Below are 21,272 nucleotides of genomic sequence, written 5' to 3'. Positions count from 1 at the left end.
GCTGCGCGAGCAGCACGGCCAGGGAGAGTCCGACGTACCCGGTCCCGACGACAGCGATCCTCACTCCTCACCTATCGGGTGCGGGATGTGGATCATGAGGCGCGGACGCGGCGAAGCCCGGTGCAGCGACCGAGAGCTGCACCGGGCTTCGCCGGTAGTACAGGGTGGGGGAGAGGTGGTGCGGGTGAGGAGCTTCGCTCCTGACGCCTAGCCTGCCGCGTCGAGCACCGGGGTGACGGCGCGACGGGTGCCGGCGGCGTGGCGCTCGGCCACGGCGTCGAAGTAGGCCTCGCGGCGGCGGGCCGCGCAGCCGTTCGGCTTGCCGGCGGGCTTGACCAGCTGCGGGTCGAGCGCGCTGTTCATGGCGTCACGCAGGAGGACGAGGGCCTCGGCGCGCATCTGCGAGATGCGCGAGTCGGTGACGCCCAGCTCGGCGGCGATGTCGGCCATCGGCCGCTCCGCGAAGAAGTAGTCCTGCACGACCACCCGGAGACGGTCGGGGAGCTCCGCGATCGCCTCCATCAGGTAGGTGAGGCGCTCCTGGTGCTCGACCAGCTGCTCGGGGCTCGGCGCCCGGGTGGGGACCAGCTCATCGAGCGAGGCCGTCGTCGAACCCTGGAGCGAGAGCACCTGGGCGCGGGAGACGTCGTCGTCGTTGGCGCTGACCTCCTCGACGCTGAGCCCGGCGGCGGTGGCGACCTCGGCGACGGTGGGGGTCCGTCCGAAGGTGCCCGCGAGGCGGGAGCGGGTCTCCTCGAGGTCGCGGGCCCGGCGACGCACGGACCGCGAGGCCCAGTCGACGCTGCGCAGCTCGTCGAGGATGGCGCCGCGGACACGGGTCGCCGCGTAGCGCTCGAAGGGCACGCCGCGCTCGGCGTCATACGCCTGCGCAGCCTGTACGAGAGCAGTGAGGCCTGCGGAGGTCAGGTCGTCACGGCTCACATGGGAGGGAACACGGCCCATCGTCTCTCGGACGATGTGGCCCACCAGCGGCATGTGGCTGGTGATGAGTTCGTCGGCGCGGGGGTCGCCAGTCTGCTCGGTCACGAGAAGGACTATGGGGGACGGAACATCAGCAACGCCATGGGAACGCGGGGGTAAAAGACCCTTGTTACCCAATACAGGACCCTGGTCCCAAGTGAGGCTAGTCACAGGCAACTATGCCCGGCCCAACGACTTGGACTAGAGCGGGGAAAGCGTTTTCCCGTGGTCCTCGTGCCGTTGTTGTGGACCGCACGGTTCATCCGGTTGGTGAGTAACTACCTGACCGGGTGGAGGGAGATCGACGGGGCTTCCCAGGATGCTCGCCACCAACCGCCTCGCGCAAAGGACTCAGGATCTCCGGCCGTCGGGCGATGAGGACGCTGTCGGGCCCACCTGGTGCTCGAGTGATCCGAGAGGTGGCCCCGTGGAGAAGCTGTCGCTGATCCTCTGGCGTGAGCGCGAGCTGCTGGAGACGCTCGCCTACAAGCTGGAGGTCGAGCAGCTCATCCTGGCGTCCGGCCGCAGCCGTTGGCTCGCCCACTCGACCAAGGAGGTCGAGGAGGTGCTGGAGCTGCTGCGCGAGACGGAGGTGCTGCGCGCGATCGCCGCGGACGAGGTCGCGGAGGACCTGGGGCTCGCCCCGGCGCCCACCCTGTCCGCGATCGCCGAGGCGGCCGCGGAGCCGTGGCGCGCGATCCTCGACGACCACCGCACCGCGTTTGTCACCGCGACCCGCGAGATCGCCGAGCTCTCCGAGTCCAACCGGGGCCTGATCACCGCCGGCTACCGCTCGGCACGCGAGACGCTCCTGTCCCTCGGCGGCAACGCCGACGGCTACTCACCCGATGGTTCCGCGGTGCTCGACGCCCCGCGCAAGCGACTCTTGGATCGGAGTCTGTAGTTCATGGCCAGCACCTTCGGCAGCCTCAACATCGCCAAGAGCGGTCTGCAGTACCAGCAGATCGCCATCGACACGGCGAACAACAACATCTCGAACGTCAACACCGACGGCTACGTCCGCCGTCGTGCGGAGGCCGCTGAGGTCGGTGGCCCCGGCCAGCCGGTGCACTGGTCGTACTCCGACGGCCACGGCCAGGGCGTCGCCACGGAGAGCGTGAAGCGCCTCAGCGATCTCCTGATGGACAGGCGCGTGCGTACGGAGCACGGCAACCTCTCCTTCCTCAAGGTGCAGCAGGCCTCGATGGAGCGCGTCGAGGCGACGATCAACGAGCCCTCCGACAAGGGCGTCGCGTCGATGCTGACCGCGTACGGCAAGGCGTGGCAGGACGTCGTCAACGCCCCCGACGGCGAGGCGGCCCGCGCCTCGGTGATCGCGGCGGGCCAGAGCCTGGCCGCGTCGATCAACACCCAGGCCCGCGGTCTGGCCACCGAGGTCGAGCAGCAGCAGGCGGCGGTGACGGAGAACGTCAAGCAGATCAACGACGACGCCCAGAAGCTCGCCCAGCTCAACCACAACATCTTCCTGGCCAAGGCGAACGGCAGCGACGTCGGCGACTTGGAGGACCAGCGCGACCAGATCGCGCTGGAGCTGGCCAACAAGGCCGGCGCGGTCGTCGAGGCCCAGCCCGACGGCCGTTACACCGCGTACCTCAACGGCAACGCGCTGGTCCCGCCGGCCGGCACCGGCATCGGCCCTGACGTGGCCAACACGCTGGTCGCCAACAACCTGGCTACCTCCGGCGACCCGGACCAGGACCCGACCACGACGGGCACGCTCTCGTACAGCATCTTCGCCCCGGGCGAGGACCCGCTGACCGACCCGCCGGGCGTCGCGGACTCCTTCGCCCTCACCAGCGGTGAGCTCGGCGGCGAGAGCGTCCTGCTCAACTACACGATCAAGGACTACCGCGCGAAGCTCAACGACCTCGCGACCGGCCTCTCCTCGGTGGTCAACGCGCAGCACGGCGCCGGCTTCGACAAGAACGGCAACGCCGGCGTCGACTTCTTCTCGTTCGACCCCGCCAAGCCCGGCGGCGCCGCTGCGCAGCTCACCGTCGCGATCGCCGGTCACCCCGAGCTGGTCGCCGCCTCGGCCGGCGTCGATGCCAGCGGCAATCCGCTCCCGCTGCCCTCGAACGACGCGACCAACGCCGACCTGATCAGCGAGGTGCTGCTCGGCAAGCCGACCGCTGCGGTCCCGACCGACGGCTCGCTGGGCTCGACGGGCTGGGCCGGCTGGACCGACACCGCGACGAACGTGCACTCGGGCACCAACATCAGCGACATGTACCAGTCGATGGTCGCGGGCCTCGGCTCGACGGTCGCGGGCCTGAACACCCAGACCACGAACCAGACGATGCTGACCAGCCAGGTCGACGACGAGCGTGAGCAGACCGTCGGCGTCAGCATCGACGAGGAGACCATCAACCTGATGGCCGCGCAGCGCGCCTACCAGGCCTCCAGCCGGGTCCTCACGGTGATGAACGAGGTCCTCGACACCCTTATCAACCGGATGGGAGTCTGATCATGATCAGCCGCGTCACCCAGCACATGCTCGTCGGTCGCGAGCTCTCCTCGATCGGCCTGGCCTCCACCCGGATGGCCGCCGCGCAGGAGACGATGACGACCGGGCGCCGGATCAACCGGCCCTCGGACGCCCCCGCCGACACCACGGTCGCGCTGAAGGCGCGCGGGGCGATCGGCCAGAACGAGCAGTACCAGCGCAACGCGCAGGACGGCACGGCCTGGCTCTCCACGATCGACACCACGCTCAGCAGCACCAACAAGCTGCTCAACCGGGCGTACGTGCTGGCCCTCCAGGGCGCCGACTCCGGTGCCAACGGCGCTGCCGCCGAGTCGGCGATCGCCGACGAGATCGACCAGATCAAGCAGAGCGTCCTCGGCCTGTCGAACACCCAGTACCTCGGACGTCCCGTCTTCGGCGGCACGACCACGAACGGCTCGGCGTACGTGCTGTCCGACCCGGCGGACCCGGCCAGCGCGGTCGTCTACAAGGGCGACACCGGCAGTGTGAACCGGCGCGTCGGCGACGGCACCGTCGTCCGGGTCGACATGGAGGGCACGAAGGTCTTCGGCGACACCGCCGGCGGCGACAGCGTCTTCGACCACCTCCAGGCGCTCTCGGACGCGCTGCGGGCCAACCCGGTCGACGACGACGGGGTGCAGAGCAGCATCGCCGCGCTGCAGAAGGACATGAGCAGCATCGGCGCCGCCCAGGCGGACGAGGGCGCTCGGATGAAGCAGATCGACACCGCCTCCGGGATCTCCCAGGACACCACCCTCGCCCTGCAGAAGGTGAAGTCCGATGTCGAGGACGTCGACATCGCCGAGGCGACCATCAACATGCAGTCCATGACTGCCGCCTACCAGGCCGCGCTGATGGCCGTCGGCAAGTCCACCCAGCAGAGTCTCCTGAACTTCCTGTCATGATGCTGGCCGTGGCGACGTACGACGAGACGCGAAGCGTCCAGGACCTTCCGGTCATCGAGCTGGTCGAGTCGATGCCGGGCTTCCCGGACGACCACCGGTTCGAGCTGGCCCACCTCGACGAGTCCGGCGTCCTCGGGACGCTGCGCTCGCTCGACCACGACGGCCTGCAGTTCCTGGTCGTCCCGGCGACGCACTTCTTCCCCGACTACGAGCCGGTGGTCTCCGACGAGACCGTCACCGCGCTCGGCATCGAGGCCGTCGAGGACGTCCTCCTGCTGCTGGTCGTGAACGCGGCGAAGACCCTCGCCGACACCACGGTGAACCTGCGCGCCCCCCTCCTCATCAACACCACCAGCCTCAAGGCCGCTCAGGTCATCCTCGACGACGCCGACCTCCCGGTCGCCGCGTCGCTGATCGCCTGAGCGCTTGTCCGACCCTGCGGCTGTGCGGCCCTCGGCCCGCACTGTCGACGGAAGCGATAGCGTGTTCCCATGTTGGTCCTGAGTCGTCGTGTGGGCGAGAGCGTCGTCATCGGCGACGAGGTGACCGTGACGGTCCTCGAGGTGCGCGGCGACGTCGTCCGCATCGGCATCGACGCGCCGCGCTCGGTCAGCGTCCACCGCGCCGAGCTCCTCAAGGAGCTGGCCGACTCCAACCAGGAGTCCGCCTCGCCGAGCCAGGACGCGGTCGCGTCGCTGGCCGAGGCGCTGCGCCAGCGCCGCTGATCCGCTCTTCGGTCTCGCGAGCCACGACCTAGGTCCCGGTGGACCAGCTTCCGGCGAATCCACTGACGGGTTCTGGTCAACCGTCTGGCCCAGATGCCGACTAGCCCTGTGCTTAGGAGGGTGAGTCGATGGACGACGATGCCGAGATCATTGCCGAGTTCCTTGTGGAGAGCCACGAGAACCTCGACCAGCTGGACCGCGATCTGGTGGAGCTGGAGCAGAACCCGGGAAGTCGAGAGCTGCTCTCGAGCATCTTCCGGACCATTCACACGATCAAGGGGACCAGTGGGTTCCTCGCCTTCGGGCGCCTGGAGAAGCTGACCCACGTCGGCGAGACCCTGCTCTCGAAGCTGCGCGACGGTGAGTACGCCATGAACGAGGCGATCGCCGAGTCGCTGCTGCGCATGGTCGACACCGTGCGGCTGCTGCTCGAGGGCATCGAGCGCACCGGCAACGACAAGGACCCCAACGTCGACGTCGTGCCGATCCAGGCCGCGATCGAGCTGCTGCTCGAGCACCGTGGCGTGCTGCCGTCGGCCGAGCCGGTGGTGGAGGAGTCGGCCCCGATGGCCGAGGACGCCGCCCCGGTGGTCGAGCACGCGCCCGTCGAGGAGCCCGAGGCCGGCGTGCCCGAGCAGGCCCCCCGCGACGAGGTCGTCGAGACACCCGTCGAGGCGCCCGTGGTCGAGGCACCCGTGGTGGAGGCACCCGTCGCGGTGGCTCCGGCCGGCTCGCCGGCCGCCGAGACCGACGGCTGGGACGGCACCGAGCGCCGCTCGGTCGCCGACTCGAGCGTCCGTGTCGACGTCGACCTGCTGGACAACCTCGTCCAGCTCGTCGGCGAGCTGGTGCTGACCCGCAACCAGATCCTCCAGCGGACCGAGTCGCAGGACGACCCGGACCTGCTGCGTGCCAGCCAGCGCCTCGACCTGGTCGCCAGCGAGCTGCAGGAGTCGGTCATGAAGACCCGCATGCAGCCCATCGGCCAGGTCTGGTCGAAGATGCCGCGGATCGTGCGCGACCTGGCCCACCAGCTCGGCCGCGAGGTCGACCTGCAGATGGACGGTCACGACACCGAGATGGACCGCTCGGTCCTCGAGGCGGTCAAGGACCCGCTCACCCACATGGTGCGCAACTCCATGGACCACGGCATCGAGAGGCCCGAGGACCGCGTCGCCGCCGGCAAGTCCCGTACGGGCATCCTCAGCCTGCGCGCCTTCCACGAGTCCGGCCAGGTCATCGTCGAGATCCGCGACGACGGTAAGGGCATCGACCCGGCCCGGATCTCCGCGGTCGCCCTCGAGCGCGGGGTCATCACCCGCGACCAGCTCGCCCGGATGGACACCAAGGAGATCGTCAACCTGATCTTCCGGCCCGGCTTCTCCACCGCCGAGACCGTCACCAACGTCTCGGGCCGCGGCGTCGGGATGGACGTCGTGCGCTCCAACATCGAGCGGATCGGCGGCTCGGTCGACGTCTCCAGCGAGGTCGGCAAGGGTTCCACGTTCCGCATCCGCATCCCGCTGACGCTCGCCATCATCCCGGCGCTGGTCGTCGGCGAGGGCGAGGAGCGGTACGCGATCGCCCAGGCCAACCTGGTCGAGCTCGTCCGGATCGAGGGCGACGACCTCGAGCGCCAGGTCGAGGACCTCGGGGGTGCGCCGGTGCTGCGTCTGCGCGGCCGGCTGCTGCCCCTGGTCAATCTCGCCGAGGCGCTCGGTGGGCGGCCGGAGCCGAGCGATCACCTCACGGTGGTCGTCGTCCAGGCCGACGACGTCCGCTTCGGCCTGTGCGTCAACGCGGTGCACGACACCCAGGAGATCGTGGTCAAGCCGATCGGTCGCCAGCTCAAGGAGCTCGCGATGTACGCCGGCGCCACCATCATGGGCGACGGCAAGGTCGCGCTGATCCTCGACATCCCGGGCATGGCCCAGGAGCAGGGCGTGGGCGCGGTCGAGCAGGAGCTGCTCACCGCCCGGGCCTCGCTCGACGAGGAGGACCGTACGGCGCTGCTCGTCCTCGAGGTCTCCGACGGCCGCCGCGCAGCGCTGCCGCTCGCGTCGGTCGCACGACTGGAGGAGTTCCCGCACGATCGGATCGAGCGCACCGGCTCCGTCGAGGTCGTCCAGTACCGCGACGGGCTGCTGCAGCTCGTCCGGCTCGCACCGGCCATCGGCCTGCTGGACACCTCGGACCGCCAGGAGCAGGTCTCCGTGATCGTCCACGAGCTCGCTGACCGCTCGGTCGGCATCGTGATCGACCGTGTCCTCGACGTCGTCGACAGCGCGCTCGTCCTCAGCGAGGTCGGCGGCCGCTACGGCGTCAAGGGCTCCGCTGTGGTCCAGGACCACGTCACCGACATCGTCGACCTCGAGGCCGTCGTCGCCCGTACAGGAGTCATCGCATGAGCACCGCAACCGCCACTGTCGCCGTCGCGGAGCAGTACTGCACCTTCTGGGTGGCCGGTCAGTTCTTCGGCGTCTCGGTCAACGAGGTCCAGGAGGTCCTGCGGCACCAGCCGATGACCCCGGTGCCGCGTGCCCATGACGCCGTCCGCGGCCTCATCAACCTGCGCGGTCAGATCGTGACCGCGGTGGATCTTCGGGTCCGGCTGGGGCTACCGCCCCGGGCGGAGGGCGATCTGCCCATGAACGTCATCGTGCGCAGCCGCGGCGAGGTGGTCAGTCTCCTCGTCGACGACATCGGTGACGTGATCAACACGGCAGGGCTCTCCGTGGAGTCCGTGCCGTCCACCATGCCGGCGAAGCTGGCGGACGTCGTCCAGTGCGTACGCCCGATGTCCGACGCGGTCCTGCTCGTGCTCGACGCGGATCGTGCGGTCGACATCTTCGCCGTCGTCGAATCTCCAGGGGGAGGAACATCGTGACGAAACCGGTGACGAGCCTCGGGACCGGCGTGACCGCCGGGCCCGGGGCTCCTGCCGTTCCGGACGCAGAGGGCTATCGCGTCGTCCTGAACAGCATCGAGACCCCATCCATCGTGGCGGACGCCGATCTGGTCGTCAGATACGTCAATCCGGCCGCACATCGGGCGCTAGGGCAGGTGCGGGAACACCTGCCCTACTCGCCCGATGCGGTGATCGGATTGCCGCTCGACCAGGTGATCCTGTTCGCCCTTGAGGCCAAGAGCCCCGGCCGCCACCGGGAAGCGCTTCCACTTTCAATCACCCAGCCTATCGGCAGTCGCGTCTCACAGTTGAATGTGAAACCTCTCCTGGACGCCGCCGGTCGCTTCGTCGGAGCCATCGCCCAGATGGACGACGTCACGCCCCAGCTCGAGCGGGAGAACAGCACCGCCCGGCTCCGCTCGATGATGGAGAACAGCCCGACGAACATGATGTTCGCCGACCGCGACTTCGTCATCCAGTACATGAACCCGGCCTCGCTGGCGACGCTGCGGCGTCTCGAGGAGCACCTGCCGGTCAAGGCCGACCAGGTGGTCGGCTCGAGCCTGGACGTCTTCCACAAGACGCCCGCCTACCAGCGAGGCATCCTCTCCGACCCCAAGCAGCTGCCGCGCCGCGCCAACATCGGCGTGGGTCCCGAGACCCTCGACCTGCTCGTCAGCCCGATCCACGACGAGAAGGGCGAGTACGTCGGCGCGATGGCGACCTGGGACGTGGTCACCGACAAGCTGCGGATGGAGCGGGAGGCCACCGAGGCGCAGGCCGACACCGCCGCGGTCAACGAGGTGCTCGTCTCGCTCCAGCACGCGACCACCGCCGAGCAGGCCGTTCGTACGGCCCTCGACACGGTGCGCTGCGCCTTCGGGTGGGCGTACGGCTCCTACTGGACGGTGGAGGAGGACGACCTCCTGCACTACCACCTGGAGTCCGGCGACGCCGGGCCGGAGTTCCATCAGGTCACCCTGGGCGCGACCTTCGCCGAGGGCGTCGGCCTGTCGGGCCGGGCGTGGCGTCAGCGGGACCTGTTCTTCACCCAGGACATCGGCGAGATGACCGACTGCGTCCGGGCCCCGGTCGCACAGCGGGTCGGCGTGAAGTCGGGCGTCTGCTTCCCGATCATGGTCGAGGGCCGGGTCGTGGGCACGATGGACTTCTTCGCCACCGAGACGCTCCATCCGAGCGCCCAGCGCCTCGACGCGCTGCGCAACGTCGGGCGGATGGTCTCGCAGCGGCTCGAGGCCATCGAGCGCGACACCCGTGACCGCTCCGTGGCCGCCCATACGGCCCAGGGCGTCGAGCGGATCCTCGAGATGGTGCAGCACGCCTCGACCGGCGACCTGACCCGCAGTCTCGGCTTCGAGGGCGAGGACGCCGTGGCCCGGGTCGGGCGCGCGCTGGACGATCTGGTCGCACAGTTCCGGGTCAGCATGACCAACATCGGTGGCTCGGCGCAGACGCTCAGCGCGTCGGCCGAGCAGCTCACCGGGGTGGCACGAGGCATGGAGAACGGCGCCTCGCTCACCTCCGAGCGGGCGGAGTCCGCCTCCGGGGCCTCGGTCCAGGTCTCCTCGTCGATCCAGACGGTCGCCACCGCGGCCGAGGAGATGACGGCGAGCATCCGCGAGATCGCCAAGAACGCCACCGAGGCGGCGACGGTCGCCACGTCGGCGGTCCAGGTCGCAGGCGGTGCGCAGGAGACGGTCGCGTCGCTGGGGGAGTCCAGCGCGCAGATCGGCCAGGTCATCAAGGTGATCACCGGGATCGCGCAGCAGACCAACCTGCTGGCGCTCAACGCCACCATCGAGGCAGCTCGGGCCGGCGACGCCGGCAAGGGCTTCGCGGTGGTCGCCAACGAGGTCAAGGAGCTGGCCAAGGAGACCGCCAAGGCCACCGAGGACATCTCCGGTCGGATCGAGGCCATCCAGGCGGACAGCCAGAGCGCGGTCGCCGCCATCAGCCGAATCGCCGAGGTCATCGCGAGGATCAACGACATCCAGTCGACGATCGCGTCAGCGGTGGAGGAGCAGACCGCCACCACCAACGAGATCGCCCGCTCGGTGACGGAGGCCGCAGCCGGCGCCGACGGCATCGCCTCCGACATCACCGAGGTGGCCTCGGCGGCCGCCGAGAACCGGGCGGGGGCGCAGGACACCCTGCAGTCGGCGACCGACCTGTCGGCGATCGCGACCGAGCTGCGCGCGCTGGTCGCGAGGTTCACCCTCTGAGCGACGCTCCAGCGTGCCCGAACAGTGGCCGGCCCCGACCGGGGCCGGCCACTGGCGCCGTGGAAGCGACCTGAGGCGACGTGACAGTTGCCCAGTTCTCCGCCCTATGGTAAAGAGTTGGGCGGTCTTCCGCAGTCTCGGCGATCCAGGCCGATGAAGCAGACATGGTCACCGAGATCCCCGAGGCGCTCGACGCCCTCACGGTGCCGCCGGCTCGGGCCGCGGACCCCGCTGAGACCCTGTCCCAGCCGGACGCCCCCGCGGCGGCGCCCATCGCCGCCCCGGCGGAGGTGTCCGCGCGCGCGAAGGCAGGCGTCCTGACCCGGGTGACGATCACCCAGCGCCTCATCGCGATGGCGTCGATCGCTGCAGTCCTCTTCGTGGTCCTCGCGACCATCGGCGTCACCCGCCTCCAGAGCGTCAGCGCGTCGGCCGGCAGGATCAACGCCGCCGCAGCGCTCCGCTCGCAGGCCCACGTCGCGTACGAGCAGTTCCTCGCCGACGACGACGCGATGAACATGTTCGTCGCGTGCCTGGCCGTCGGCACCCCCGAGGGCGCCAAGCTCGCCGCGCAGACCTGGGGCGACGTCCAGGACGCCTCGAAGGGCGCGCAGGAGGCGCTCACCACGGCCCTCGCGATGAGCCCGACCGTTGAGGAGAAGGCCCTGCTCTCCACGCTGCAGGCCGACATCAAGACCTTCGACCAGTTCTCCCAGTCGGCCTACGACTTCACGCAGGCCGACAACCTCGAGAAGGCGCTGCAGATCCAGACGATCAGCAACGGCGACGTCTCGGCGCAGATCCCGGCCGAGTTCGACAAGCTCCAGAAGCTTCTCAACCACGACACCGCCGCGGCGAAGGCCGCCGCGAGCGCCGCGGCCAGCTCCGGGCGCAGCCTCCTGATGGGCTCGGCCGTCGTCGGCCTCATCGCGATCATCGCCCTGGCCTGGGTCATCATCCGCTCCATCGCGGGCCCGCTCAACCAGGTGGTCCTCGCCCTCCAGGCGATCGCCCGCGGCGACCGCTCCCGTCGGGTCGAGCACCGCAACCAGGACGAGGTCGGCGCCATCGCCGTCTCTCTCGACCAGGTGGTCGGGTTCCTCGACGAGGCGGACGCCGCCGCCGCGGCCGCCCTGATCGAGCGCGAGGCGCAGGTCGAGCGCGACCGCCTCGCGGCCCTGGAGAAGGCGGAGGCTGATCGCCACGCGGCCGAGGAGAAGGCCGAGTCCGAGCGTCTGGCGGCTGCCCGCGAGGCAGAGATGGAGCGAGAGCGCCTCGAGGCCCAACGTGCCGCCGAGGAGACCGAGCGCGCCCGCGCGGCCGAGGAGAGCGAGCGCGAGCGCGCTCGAGAGCGTGCCGAGGCCGAGGCCGAGGCGACGCGTGCCGCCGAGGCCGCTCGTCTCGCCGAGGAGACCGCGGCCCGGGTCGCGATCGTCCTCTCCTACGTCCAGCAGGTCGCCGCCGGTGACCTGACGCGCGCCCTCGAGGTCGACGGCGAGGACGCGGTCGGGCAGATGGCGAGCGCCCTGCGCCGGCTCACCGAGTCGCTGCGCGAGAACATGGCCGAGATCGGGCAGACCGCCGCCTCGGTCAGTGCCGCCTCCGTCCAGCTCACCTCGACCAGCCAGGAGCTGGGAGCCGGCGCCCAGCGCGGCTCCGACCTCGCCGGCGGCGTCTCGGCGGCCTCCGAGCAGGTCTCGGCGAACATCGCCTCGGTAGCCAGCGCTGCCGAGGAGATGTCGGCGAGCATCAGCGAGATCGCCCGCAACGCGACCTCGGCCTCCACGGTCGCGGCTCAGGCGGTGACCGTCGCCGGATCGGCGCGCACCACGATCGACAGCCTCGGCACCTCGAGTGCCGAGATCGGTCAGGTCGTCGCGCTGATCACCTCGATCGCGCAACAGACCAACCTCCTCGCCCTCAACGCCACCATCGAGGCGGCCCGGGCCGGCGAGATGGGCAAGGGCTTCGCGGTGGTCGCCAACGAGGTCAAGGAGCTGGCCGCGGAGACCGCGAAGGCCACCCAGGAGATCTCGCAGAAGATCGAGTCGATCCAGGGCGATGCCGCCTCCGCGGTCGAGGCGATCACCGAAGTCGGCGAGGTGATCGACCGGATCAACGAGATCCAGACCTCGATCGCCGCAGCCGTGGAGCAGCAGACCGCGACGACCAACGACATCTCGCGCTCGGTGACCGAGGCGGCCGCCGGCTCGCACGGCATCGCCGGTGACATCTCGGAGGTCGCCGTGGCGGCGAACCGTACGCTCACCGGAGCGGGGGCGACCGCCCAGGCGGCGACCTCGCTCACCGGCGCGGCCGGCACCCTCGACCGCCTGCTGGCGGGCTTCCGGTACTAGCCGCAGAGGCCGGCGCCGGGATCGGCGCCGGCCGGCGGAGACGTTCAAGCCCGGAAAGGCTGCGGGGGCAGCCTTCCCGGGCTTCTCCCTCCCAGGAGTGGAAAAGCTCAGGTGTCCCGGCTCAGCCGCGGACAGGCGAACGCGGCGCGTCGAGGTCGCCCGCGCGCCGCGGTGCCGGCAGCGAGCTGCCGCTGCCGTCGCGCAGTCGGTGCGCGAGCACAGCGGCCTGGGTGCGGTGCTGCACGCCGAGGCGGGCGAGCAGGCCGGTGACGTGGTTCTTGACCGTCTTCTCGGCGAGGAACAGCCGCTCGGCGATCTGCCGGTTGGTCAGGCCCTCGGCGATGAGGAAGAGGATCTTGCTCTGCTGGGGGGTGAGCTCGGAGAGCACGTCGAACGCGCGGCGGTGGAACTGGACCTGCTGCACCACCCGGGACGCGATCACCGGGTCGATGAGCGTGTGACCGCTGGCGACCAGCCGGATGCCGCTGACCAGGCTGTTGCCCTCGATCTGCTTGAGGACGTAGCCAGCGGCGCCCGCGAGGATCGCGGAGGTAATGGCCTGCTCGTCGTCGTAGCTTGTCAGGATCAGGCCCTTGATGTCCGGGTTGGCCTCGCGCATCTGGCGGCAGATGTCGATGCCGGAGCCGTCGGGGAGCTGGGCGTCGAGGACGCAGACGTCCGGAGCGAGAGCGAGGATCGCCGGCAGCGCGTCGCGCGCCGTGCCGGCTTCACCGACGACCTGGATGTCGCCCTCCGCCTCGAGCATGCTGCGCACGCCGCGGCGCACGATCTCGTGATCGTCGACGAGGAAAACGCGAATCTGACCGTCCTGCATAGGACCATTGTCCTTGAGGAGCGGCCCACCGCGGAATCAGGTGCACGGTCACGGCCATTCGTCCGGATAGGACCAGGGAAGATGGCCCGAACGGACTATACGAGGAACAGTGGAGGGCCGTGTCGCCCTCCTCGGGCAGCCGCTAGGGCGTGACGGCGTCGGCCAGGTAGGAGCGGCGCGAGGCGAGGTGACGGGCGTCGCGGAGCAGTCCCAGGACGGCGCTCAGGTCGATCGGGCCCGACCCGGAGGTCTCGGCGAGCAGCATGGCGACGTCGTCGTGGGTGACCGCGGCGCCGAGCTCGAGGCGGTAGTGGGTGTCGGTCAGGTCGAAGCTGATGTCGCGAACGGTCGCGATCAGGTACTCCTCGCCGTCGCGGACCAGTACTCGCTCACCGGGCTCCAGGCCACGCGCGAGCCGGGTGGTCGAGTGCGCGACCTCCATCGAGCCGGCACGACGGCTGAACGCATTGAGGTCGAGATCGAGTCGCTCCACTGCTGCTTCCTCCCCTTACGGCAGATCTCGAGGTGAGACTTACCCACCTGGACTGACAACGAAACATGTGAATCGAGGTCACGCGCTCCGGCACCCCTCGGTCTAGACCAGATTGGGTATGCATCCGTGCCAGAGTGGGCCACATGGCAGACCGCGATCTCGACCTGGTCCTCTTCGGCGCGACCGGTTTCACCGGCGCCCTCACGGCCGACTACCTCGCTCGGACGGTGACGCGGGAAGGCGGTCCTCAGGACCTGCGCTGGGCGTTGGCGGGCCGCAACCCGGCCAAGCTGGCCGCCGTACGGGACGGCCTCGTCGCCCGTTTCGGCGACGATCTCGCGGACCTGGAGCTGCTGTCCGCCGACGCCACCGACCCCGCCAGCCTGGCCGCGGTCGCGGCGCGGGCGCGGGTGGTCATCACCACGGTCGGGCCCTACCTCGAGCACGGCGAGCCGTTGGTGCGCGCGTGTGCCGAGGCCGGCACCGACTACGTCGACCTCACCGGTGAGCCGGAGTTCATCGACACCATGTACGTCCGCTACCACGAGACCGCCGAGCGCACCGGGGGCCGCCTCGTGCACGCCTGCGGCTTCGACTCCATCCCGCACGACCTCGGCGCGCTGTACACCGCGCAGCAGCTCGGCGCGAGCGGTGCGGTCACCATGCGCGGTGTCGTGCGCACCGGCGCCCTCGCCTCGGGCGGCACCTTCCACTCCGCGCTCGGTCAGTTCGCCCGGGCCCGCCAGCTGCGCGCCGCGGCGATCGCGCGCAAGCAGGTCGAGCCGCGCCCGACCGGGCGCCGGGCCAAGGCCGTCGCGGGCCGCCCGACCCGAGATGCGACGCTGGGCTACTTCCTGCTCCCGCTGCCCACCGTCGACCCCGCGATCGTGGTCCGCAGCGCAGCGGCGCTTCCTGTCTTCGGCACCGACTTCCGCTACTCCCACTACGCCGGCACCAAGACCCTGCACTACGCGGTCGGTGGCGCCGTGGGTGTCAGCGCCCTGGTCGCGGCCGCTCAGATCGGGCCGGTCCGGCGCTGGCTGGGTAACCGGATGCCGCAGGGGGAGGGCCCGAGCGAGGCCCGTCGGGCAGCGTCGTGGTTCACCGTCGACTTCGTCGCCGAGGGAGACGGCCGCACGGCCCACACCCGCGTCTCCGGCGGCGACCCCGGCTACACCGAGACCGCGAGGATGCTCGCCGAGGCGGCCCTCTGCCTGGCGCTCGACGACAACCCGCCCACGGCGGGCTCGGTCACCACCGCCGTCGCGATGGGCGATGCGCTGTTGGGTCGATTGCAGCGGGCGGGAATCCGCTTCGAGACGATCGAGGACTGAGCGAGCGCTCCGCCGCGGGGGCGAGCTGCGCGGCGAGCCAGAGTCTGGCGTGCGCGGTGATCTGCTGGAGCACGAGCCGGTAAGTACCCCGTCCGCCGAATCTCACACGGGGGCATGCCGGCGCCGGTCCCGGTTACTTCAGGGTCATGACGACCCTGTGGATCATCGTCCTGATCTTCATCGTCTTCGCCCTCGCGGCGGGGACGGTGCAGATGCTGGCCGCGTTCGCCGACCGGCGGCGCGCACGGGAGATCGCGCGTGACGAGAGCCGCCCACACCCGGAGGGCGGTCACGACGACGCCGGCCAGACCGGGCCCCGCAGCGGCGGGTCCGACTGGGACGGCACCACCGACCCCTACGGACGGGAGTGAGCCATGCCGAATCCGAGCCTGAAGAACGAGAAGCTCTACGAGGAGCTGCGCGACCAGGGCGACTCCAAGGAGAAGGCCGCCCGGATCTCCAACGCGGTGGCCGCGCGCGGCAGCACGTCGGTCGGTCGCAAGGGCGGCAAGGCCGGATCGTACGACGACTGGACGGTCGCGCACCTGCGCCAACGCGCCAAGGAGCTGGGCCTGCACGGCTACTCGCACAAGCGGAAGTCCGAGCTGGTCGAGGAGCTGCGCAACCACTGAGGTGGCGGCGCCGCGACGCGGCGGGGTGCCCCCGGCAGGGATCGAACCTGCGACGCCCGCGTTAGGAGTGCGGCGCTCTATCCACTGAGCTACGGAGGCTGGGCGGGGCCCATCTTGTCACCACCCCGGTCGGAGCTCTCAACCCGTACCGTCACACCGGATCCTCGCGTGTGGCGTCATAGCACACCGGCTGCCGGTGTTTTGGCGTACCCGCCGAGCGGACAGCACACTTTGGGGGTCGCGCGTAAGGTCATGGAGGCCCGCGACGCGGCCTCCGATGATCCGAGCGATGACACAGTGCCCCCGACGCGAGTGACGGTGATGGATGTACGACGCAGAGCAGCGCGCGCCGTTCGCATCCCCTGGCACCGCTCCTGAACCCATCGCCGCGGCTCCTCGCGCGACGGACACGGTCGTCCGCGACGCCCGGGCCGGCAAGCGCCGCGCCAAGCGGCGCAAACGTCACACGGTGGCGAAGGTCCTCATCTCCTCGCTCGTCGCGCTGGTCCTGGTGACCGGCCTGTCGGCGGCCTATCTCTACCGCCACCTCAACGGCAATCTGCACGTGTACGACGCGACCCAGGACATGGTCGGCGACCGGCCCGAGCGCGTCTTCACCGGCCCCGACGGTCCGCTCAACATCCTGGTGATGGGCTCGGACAGCCGCGACTGCCAGGGCTGCGACATCGACGGGCTGACCGAGGGCGGTCAGCGCTCCGACACCACGATCCTGGTGCATCTCTCGGCCGACCGGAAGCACGCGTACGGCATCTCGATCCCGCGCGACTCGATGGTCAACCGGCCCGCCTGCAAGGAGTCCGACGGCTCGATCAGCTCGACGGCCTACGGCATGTGGAACGAGGCGTTCTCGGTCGGCGGGCCCGCATGCACGATCGAGCAGGTCGAGCAGCTCACCGGCATCCGGGTCGACCACTTCGTGGTGGTCGACTTCGAGGGGTTCAAGTCGATGGTCGACGCGATCGGCGGCGTGAAGGTGTGCATCCCGCAGACCTGGGACGACCGCGCGCACGGCATCTACCTGCCGGCCGGCACCCGCAAGATCTCCGGGAACCAGGCGCTGCAGTACGTCCGTATCCGCCACATCCCCGGCACCGACGGCTCCGACCTCGGCCGGATCAAGCGCCAGCAGGCGTTCGTCGGCTCGATGGTCAGTCAGGTGCTGTCCTCCGACACCCTGTCGAACCCGATCAAGGTCGTGAAGTTCCTCAACGCGGCGACCAAGTCGCTGACCGTCGACCCGGGCCTGAAGAACCTCGGCAAGCTGGCCGGCCTCGCCCAGCAGTTCCAGGGCATCGGCCTGAACAACATCAAGTTCATCACCATCCCGTGGCAGTACGACCCGGCTGATCCCAACCGGGTCGTCTGGCTGCCCCAGGCGGCCCAGGTCTGGAACGCGATCAAGAACGACCGACCGCTCTCGCGCGGCCTGACCTCGGGCTCGATCAACGTCAGCAACCTGCCGGGCGCCTCCTCCTCGGCATCGGCGAGCACGAGCGCCGGAGCCGGCGACGCGCCGAGCACCTCGCCCAGCGGCGACGCGAGCTCCAGCCCGTCCGGTGGCCCGACGAGCACGCCGACCCGCTCCGCGGAGGACACGCAGGCGCTCGAGTCGGCCGGGCTCTGCACATGAGCGAGCAGCACGACCCCCGGCCGGCCGAGTCGGAGTGGGAGCGCAAGCGCCGTCTCGCCCGGATCTTCGGCGACGTCCTGCCGGAGTCGACCAGCGACGACCGCGACGAGGCCGGGGCGCGGGAGCCGCAGAGCTCCGACGACTGGCTGAAAGCACAGGTGCCGCCTCACCACGGCGGGTGAGACGGCACCTGGCGTGCGCTGCGTCTGATCAGATCTGGCGCTGCTGGGCAGCGAGGAGGTCGCGGATCTCGGTGAGCAGCGCGACGTCCTCGGGCGTGCCGGGCTCGTCGCTGGCCGGGAAGTAGCGCTCCTTGGCGGCGGTGTAGGGCATCACGATCAGGAAGTAGACGATCGCCGCCATGATGATGAACGTGACCAGCGCCGTCAGCCAGGCGCCCACGGAGACGCCACCCGGGTGGTAGTTCGAGAAGTCCGGGGTGCCTCCGACCTTGCCGATCAGGTCCATGATCAGCGTGACGGTCGCGGTCACCACGGCTGCGAACGCGGTCGCCATGATGAACGCGACGGCCAGCTCGATCAGATTGCCGCGCAACAGGAAGTTCTTGAAGCCGCTCATTCCTACTTCTCTCCGAATCGTTGGATGAAGGGAGATCCCCCGAGTGATGAAACGGCTCGACCCTAGTGTGGATACGCGTAGGTGAGGAAGTCCCTCACCGATGCCGATGTGACCGGTGTGACGAGGTCCTCGGGGACTCCCGCAACGATCAGACGTCCGCTGAGGCTGTCCGTGACGCCGTTTCCGGAGGCTGTTGCCGTCCCGCGTGTCGGGAGTGGGCCGGGCAGGGCCAGCACCTCGGCGTCGGGAGCGACCACGCGGGTGGTCCCCGAGGCCGCGTCGGTCGCCAGCAGGCGGATGTGATCACCCACCCGGAGCAGCGCCGCCATCTCGGGATCCGGCAGACGCACGGGTACGGCCACCAGGCCGGGGCGCCCGGCCGTCAGCGCGGGCCCGACCAGGCGCAGGTCGGTGACGGGCTCGCCCCGTCGGACGGCTGAGGCGAGCACCCGGCCGGCGAGGTCGGGGCCGGCGGCGGCGCCCACCGGGACGGCGTCGGGCGGCACCCGGACGCTGGCCAGGTCGTCGGGTCCGAGGCGCGTGCCCGCGGGCAGGTCGCGGCGCGCGATCGTGAGAGACGCGCTCGCCGGCTCGGCGGGGCGGGCGGCCTGGAGGGCGAGGACGACCGCGAGGAGCGCGCACAGTCCTCCGAGCAGCCGTCGATGGGCCAGCACGCGGCGTCGCAGACGCCGAGCTGCGCGCCCGAGCGGTCCGGAGTTCCCGAGAGGAGAGGTCACTCCTCGACGGTAGGACGCCTCGCGGATTCGTGCGTCGCGTTATCCACAGGCCCGCGATCCGGATGCGGGCCTGGGAGCGTCGAGACCGTCAGTCGCTGCTGGGGGAGGCCGCGGCGGTCGAGGTCGACCCCGAGCCCGAGCGCGAGTCGGTGCGGTAGAAGCCGGAGCCCTTGAAGACCACACCGGCGGCGCTGAACACCTTGCGCAGTCGGCCGTGGCACTCGGGGCAGACGGTCAGGGCGTCGTCGGAGAAGCTCTGGACCGCGTCGAATCCGTGGCCGCACTCGGTGCAGGCGTACTGATAGGTGGGCACGACGCTCCTTCTTACGTATCGCTCGAACGATGGCCTCCGCTGGCACTCAACGCGGCCGACTGCCAGTTTACAGCGCTCAGCGCAGGCGCAGGATTCCCGAGGGGGTCGCGGCCGCCGCCACCGGCCGGTCGTGCGGCTCGACCGGGACCGGCTGACCGGTCTCGTGGTCGTAGAGCAGCACGCAGGTCATCGTGCCGACCGGCACCCTGCCCAGCGCCCGGTCGTACGACCCGCCGCCTCGTCCGAGCCGGTTGCCGTGCGCGTCCACCGCCAGCCCCGGCACGAGCACGACGTCGGCGTGCGCGATCGCCTCGACGCCCAGGAGCCGACCGGCGGGCTCCAACAGCCCCCGGCCGGCACTGACGAGCGAGCCCGGCCCCTCGTACACGCTCCAGTCCAGGTCGTTGTCCGGCAGCAGCCGGGGGAGAAGGACCCGGCGGCCGGAGGTTTGAAGCGCGTCGATCAGGGGACCTGTACCAGGCTCGCTGCCGACCGAGACGTAGGTCGCCACCGTGGCGGCCCGACGCATCTCGGGGAGAGCGAGAAGGTGGGTGGCCAGACCGCGAGCCGCCTCGCCGATCTCGACGACGGCGAGACGGTGGCGCGTGGTCAGCAGCTGATCACGCAGCGCGATCTTTGAAGGAGATGTTTGTGGATCAGCCACACGGCCAGCCTACGATCAGCCCTATGCACAACGAGGGGCTGGCCGCAGCGGTCGACAAGATGCGTGCCGCGCACGTCGACGAGGTCGCGGTCCGGACCTTCGCGCACTACTACGGCGAGCTCGAGCGCGGCGCCACCGGCATGATCCCCGAGGAGTCGATCGAGCCGGTCACGATCCCGGCCCTCGCCGACGCACAGGTTCCCGAGGAGGCCGCGACCACTGCCATCTCGGGCACCGCGGTGATCAAGCTCAACGGCGGCCTCGGCACCTCGATGGGCATGGACCACGCGAAGTCGCTGCTCGGCGTCCGCGACGACCTCACGTTCCTCGACGTCATCGCGCGCCAGATCCTGCACCTGCGCGCGACCCACGGCACCCGGCTGCCGCTGATCTTCATGAACTCCTTCCGTACCTCCGCGGACACGCTCGAGGCTCTGGCGCGCTACACCGACCTGCCGGTCGAGGGGCTGCCGCTGGAGTTCCGGCAGAACATGGTCCCGCGACTGCTCGCCGACGGCCTGCTCCCGGTCGAGTGGCCGCAGGACCCGACGTTGGAGTGGTGCCCGCCGGGCCACGGCGACATCTACACCGCGCTGCGGGGCACCGGCCTGCTGGACGCCCTGCTCGAGCAGGGGTACGAGCGGGTCTTCGTCTCCAACTCCGACAACCTCGGCGCCGTCCCGGACGCGCACGTCGCAGGCTGGTTCGCCGCCTCGGGCGCGCCGTTCGCGATCGAGGCTGTACGGCGCACCCCGTCGGACCGCAAGGGCGGCCACTTCGCCCGCCGTCGCTCCGACGGCCGGCTGGTGCTGCGCGAGACCGCGCAGACCCTGCCCGAGGACAAGGCGGCGCTGCAGGACCTCACGCGTCACCGCTACTGCTCGACCAACAACCTCTGGATCGACCTGCGCGCCCTCAAGGCGGCGCTCGACGAGCGCGACGGCATCCTCGGTCTGCCCATGATCCGCAACGAGAAGACGGTCGACCCGAGCGATCCCTCGACCCCGAAGGTGATCCAGGTCGAGACCGCGATGGGCTCGGCGATCGAGATCTTCGAGGGCGCAGAGCTGATCGAGGTCGGGCGCGACCGGTTCATCCCGGTCAAGACCACCAACGACCTGCTCGTGCTGCGCTCGGACGTCTACGACATCCGCGACGGCTACACGCTGGACCAGGTCGCCGACGAGGTGCCGTTCATCGACCTCGACAGCGATCACTACAAGCTCGTCGCGGACTTCGAGGCGCACTTCCCCGACGGCGTGCCCTCGCTGGCCAAGGCGACCGCGCTGCGGGTCCAGGGCGACTGGACCTTCGGCGCCGGCGTCCAGGTCCTCGGTGACGTCACGCTCGCCGCCGACGGCACTGACCAGGTCGCACCCGGCACCGTCCTGGACTGACCGGCGCTC

General features: G+C 70.3%; 22 protein-coding genes and 1 tRNA gene. 15 read left to right on the top strand and 8 right to left on the bottom strand.

The window, feature by feature from the left end:
• Positions 1–207: 207 nt before the first annotated feature.
• Positions 208–1,047: a sigma-70 family RNA polymerase sigma factor gene (locus tag KSO98_RS09930; protein ID WP_225285308.1), complete on the bottom strand. Its 840-nt coding sequence runs from the start codon at positions 1,045–1,047 to the stop codon at positions 208–210.
• 361 nt (positions 1,048–1,408) lie between these two features.
• On the opposite strand from KSO98_RS09930, the gene KSO98_RS09925 reads away from it, so the two are divergent.
• The 9 genes from KSO98_RS09925 to KSO98_RS09885 all read left to right on the top strand — a co-directional run bounded on the left by KSO98_RS09925 (position 1,409) and on the right by KSO98_RS09885 (position 12,628).
• Complete coding sequence (locus KSO98_RS09925; RefSeq protein ID WP_225285307.1) at positions 1,409–1,885, top strand: flagellar protein FlgN; 477 nt, start codon at positions 1,409–1,411, stop codon at positions 1,883–1,885.
• A 3-nt stretch (positions 1,886–1,888) separates the two neighbouring features.
• Positions 1,889–3,469, top strand: coding sequence for a flagellar hook-associated protein FlgK (gene flgK, locus KSO98_RS09920; RefSeq protein ID WP_225285306.1), 1,581 nt, complete (start codon positions 1,889–1,891; stop codon positions 3,467–3,469).
• A gap of 2 nt (positions 3,470–3,471) precedes the next feature.
• Entirely contained in the window at positions 3,472–4,395 is a 924-nt protein-coding gene (gene flgL / locus KSO98_RS09915) for a flagellar hook-associated protein FlgL (protein WP_225285305.1), read from the top strand.
• Positions 4,392–4,817 carry a flagellar assembly protein FliW gene (gene fliW, locus KSO98_RS09910; RefSeq protein ID WP_225285304.1) on the top strand — a complete coding sequence of 142 codons (426 nt, stop codon included), beginning with the start codon at positions 4,392–4,394 and terminating at the stop codon, positions 4,815–4,817. Before flgL ends, fliW begins: the two co-directional genes overlap by 4 nt.
• Before the next feature lie 69 nt (positions 4,818–4,886).
• A complete protein-coding gene (gene csrA / locus KSO98_RS09905) occupies positions 4,887–5,120 on the top strand; it encodes a carbon storage regulator CsrA (RefSeq protein WP_225285303.1) in 234 nt (77 codons plus the stop codon).
• A gap of 128 nt (positions 5,121–5,248) precedes the next feature.
• Positions 5,249–7,528 carry a chemotaxis protein CheA gene (locus KSO98_RS09900; RefSeq protein ID WP_225285302.1) on the top strand — a complete coding sequence of 760 codons (2,280 nt, stop codon included), beginning with the start codon at positions 5,249–5,251 and terminating at the stop codon, positions 7,526–7,528.
• Positions 7,525–8,007 (top strand): chemotaxis protein CheW, encoded by a 483-nt coding sequence (locus tag KSO98_RS09895; protein ID WP_225285301.1) that lies wholly within the window; start codon positions 7,525–7,527, stop codon positions 8,005–8,007. The genes KSO98_RS09900 and KSO98_RS09895 overlap by 4 nt, the downstream gene beginning before the upstream one ends.
• A 335-nt stretch (positions 8,008–8,342) precedes the next feature.
• Positions 8,343–10,271 carry a methyl-accepting chemotaxis protein gene (locus tag KSO98_RS09890; protein ID WP_225285300.1) on the top strand — a complete coding sequence of 643 codons (1,929 nt, stop codon included), beginning with the start codon at positions 8,343–8,345 and terminating at the stop codon, positions 10,269–10,271.
• Positions 10,272–10,435: 164 nt separating this feature from the next.
• Positions 10,436–12,628, top strand: coding sequence for a methyl-accepting chemotaxis protein (locus tag KSO98_RS09885; RefSeq protein WP_225285299.1), 2,193 nt, complete (start codon positions 10,436–10,438; stop codon positions 12,626–12,628).
• Positions 12,629–12,749: 121 nt separating this feature from the next.
• Here KSO98_RS09885 and KSO98_RS09880 read toward each other — a convergent pair whose 3' ends face one another.
• Both KSO98_RS09880 and KSO98_RS09875 read right to left on the bottom strand, forming a co-directional pair.
• The gene (locus KSO98_RS09880; protein WP_225285298.1) at positions 12,750–13,463 is read right to left on the bottom strand and encodes a response regulator; all 714 of its coding nucleotides are present in this window, start codon (positions 13,461–13,463) and stop codon (positions 12,750–12,752) included.
• A 142-nt stretch (positions 13,464–13,605) separates the two neighbouring features.
• A complete protein-coding gene (locus tag KSO98_RS09875) occupies positions 13,606–13,956 on the bottom strand; it encodes a hypothetical protein (protein WP_225285296.1) in 351 nt (116 codons plus the stop codon).
• A gap of 143 nt (positions 13,957–14,099) precedes the next feature.
• On the opposite strand from KSO98_RS09875, the gene KSO98_RS09870 reads away from it, so the two are divergent.
• From KSO98_RS09870 to KSO98_RS09860, 3 genes are all read left to right on the top strand, one after another.
• The gene (locus tag KSO98_RS09870; protein ID WP_225285294.1) at positions 14,100–15,290 is read left to right on the top strand and encodes a saccharopine dehydrogenase family protein; all 1,191 of its coding nucleotides are present in this window, start codon (positions 14,100–14,102) and stop codon (positions 15,288–15,290) included.
• A gap of 146 nt (positions 15,291–15,436) precedes the next feature.
• On the top strand, positions 15,437–15,661 hold the full coding sequence (locus tag KSO98_RS09865; protein WP_225285286.1) for a hypothetical protein: 225 nt from the start codon (positions 15,437–15,439) through the stop codon (positions 15,659–15,661).
• Positions 15,662–15,664: 3 nt separating this feature from the next.
• Positions 15,665–15,922 (top strand): DUF7218 family protein, encoded by a 258-nt coding sequence (locus KSO98_RS09860; RefSeq protein ID WP_225285284.1) that lies wholly within the window; start codon positions 15,665–15,667, stop codon positions 15,920–15,922.
• Between the two features lie 26 nt (positions 15,923–15,948).
• Here KSO98_RS09860 and KSO98_RS09855 read toward each other — a convergent pair.
• Positions 15,949–16,021 (bottom strand) — tRNA-Arg (locus tag KSO98_RS09855).
• Between the two features lie 226 nt (positions 16,022–16,247).
• On the opposite strand from KSO98_RS09855, the gene KSO98_RS09850 reads away from it, so the two are divergent.
• Positions 16,248–17,573, top strand: a complete 1,326-nt coding sequence (locus tag KSO98_RS09850; RefSeq protein ID WP_225285282.1) for an LCP family protein — start codon at positions 16,248–16,250, stop codon at positions 17,571–17,573.
• Positions 17,570–17,755 (top strand): hypothetical protein, encoded by a 186-nt coding sequence (locus KSO98_RS09845; RefSeq protein ID WP_225285280.1) that lies wholly within the window; start codon positions 17,570–17,572, stop codon positions 17,753–17,755. The genes KSO98_RS09850 and KSO98_RS09845 overlap by 4 nt, the downstream gene beginning before the upstream one ends.
• 28 nt (positions 17,756–17,783) lie before the next feature.
• On the opposite strand, the gene KSO98_RS09840 is transcribed toward KSO98_RS09845, so the two are convergent.
• The 4 genes from KSO98_RS09840 to KSO98_RS09825 form a co-directional block, all read right to left on the bottom strand.
• On the bottom strand, positions 17,784–18,152 hold the full coding sequence (locus KSO98_RS09840) for an MscL family protein (protein ID WP_225285279.1): 369 nt from the start codon (positions 18,150–18,152) through the stop codon (positions 17,784–17,786).
• A gap of 62 nt (positions 18,153–18,214) precedes the next feature.
• A complete protein-coding gene (locus KSO98_RS09835; protein ID WP_225285277.1) occupies positions 18,215–18,889 on the bottom strand; it encodes an SAF domain-containing protein in 675 nt (224 codons plus the stop codon).
• Positions 18,890–18,977: 88 nt separating this feature from the next.
• The gene (locus tag KSO98_RS09830) at positions 18,978–19,202 is read right to left on the bottom strand and encodes an FmdB family zinc ribbon protein (protein ID WP_225285275.1); all 225 of its coding nucleotides are present in this window, start codon (positions 19,200–19,202) and stop codon (positions 18,978–18,980) included.
• 76 nt (positions 19,203–19,278) lie between these two features.
• Positions 19,279–19,866 (bottom strand): 5-formyltetrahydrofolate cyclo-ligase, encoded by a 588-nt coding sequence (locus KSO98_RS09825; RefSeq protein ID WP_225285274.1) that lies wholly within the window; start codon positions 19,864–19,866, stop codon positions 19,279–19,281.
• Positions 19,867–19,889: 23 nt separating this feature from the next.
• Between KSO98_RS09825 and KSO98_RS09820 the strand changes: the two genes are divergently transcribed.
• Positions 19,890–21,263, top strand: coding sequence for a UTP--glucose-1-phosphate uridylyltransferase (locus tag KSO98_RS09820; protein WP_225285272.1), 1,374 nt, complete (start codon positions 19,890–19,892; stop codon positions 21,261–21,263).
• Positions 21,264–21,272: the final 9 nt, after the last annotated feature.

This window comes from Nocardioides nematodiphilus (genome assembly GCF_020216525.1).
Lineage (GTDB): Bacteria > Actinomycetota > Actinomycetes > Propionibacteriales > Nocardioidaceae > Nocardioides > Nocardioides nematodiphilus.
This window is presented reverse-complemented; position numbering and strand designations above follow the sequence as displayed.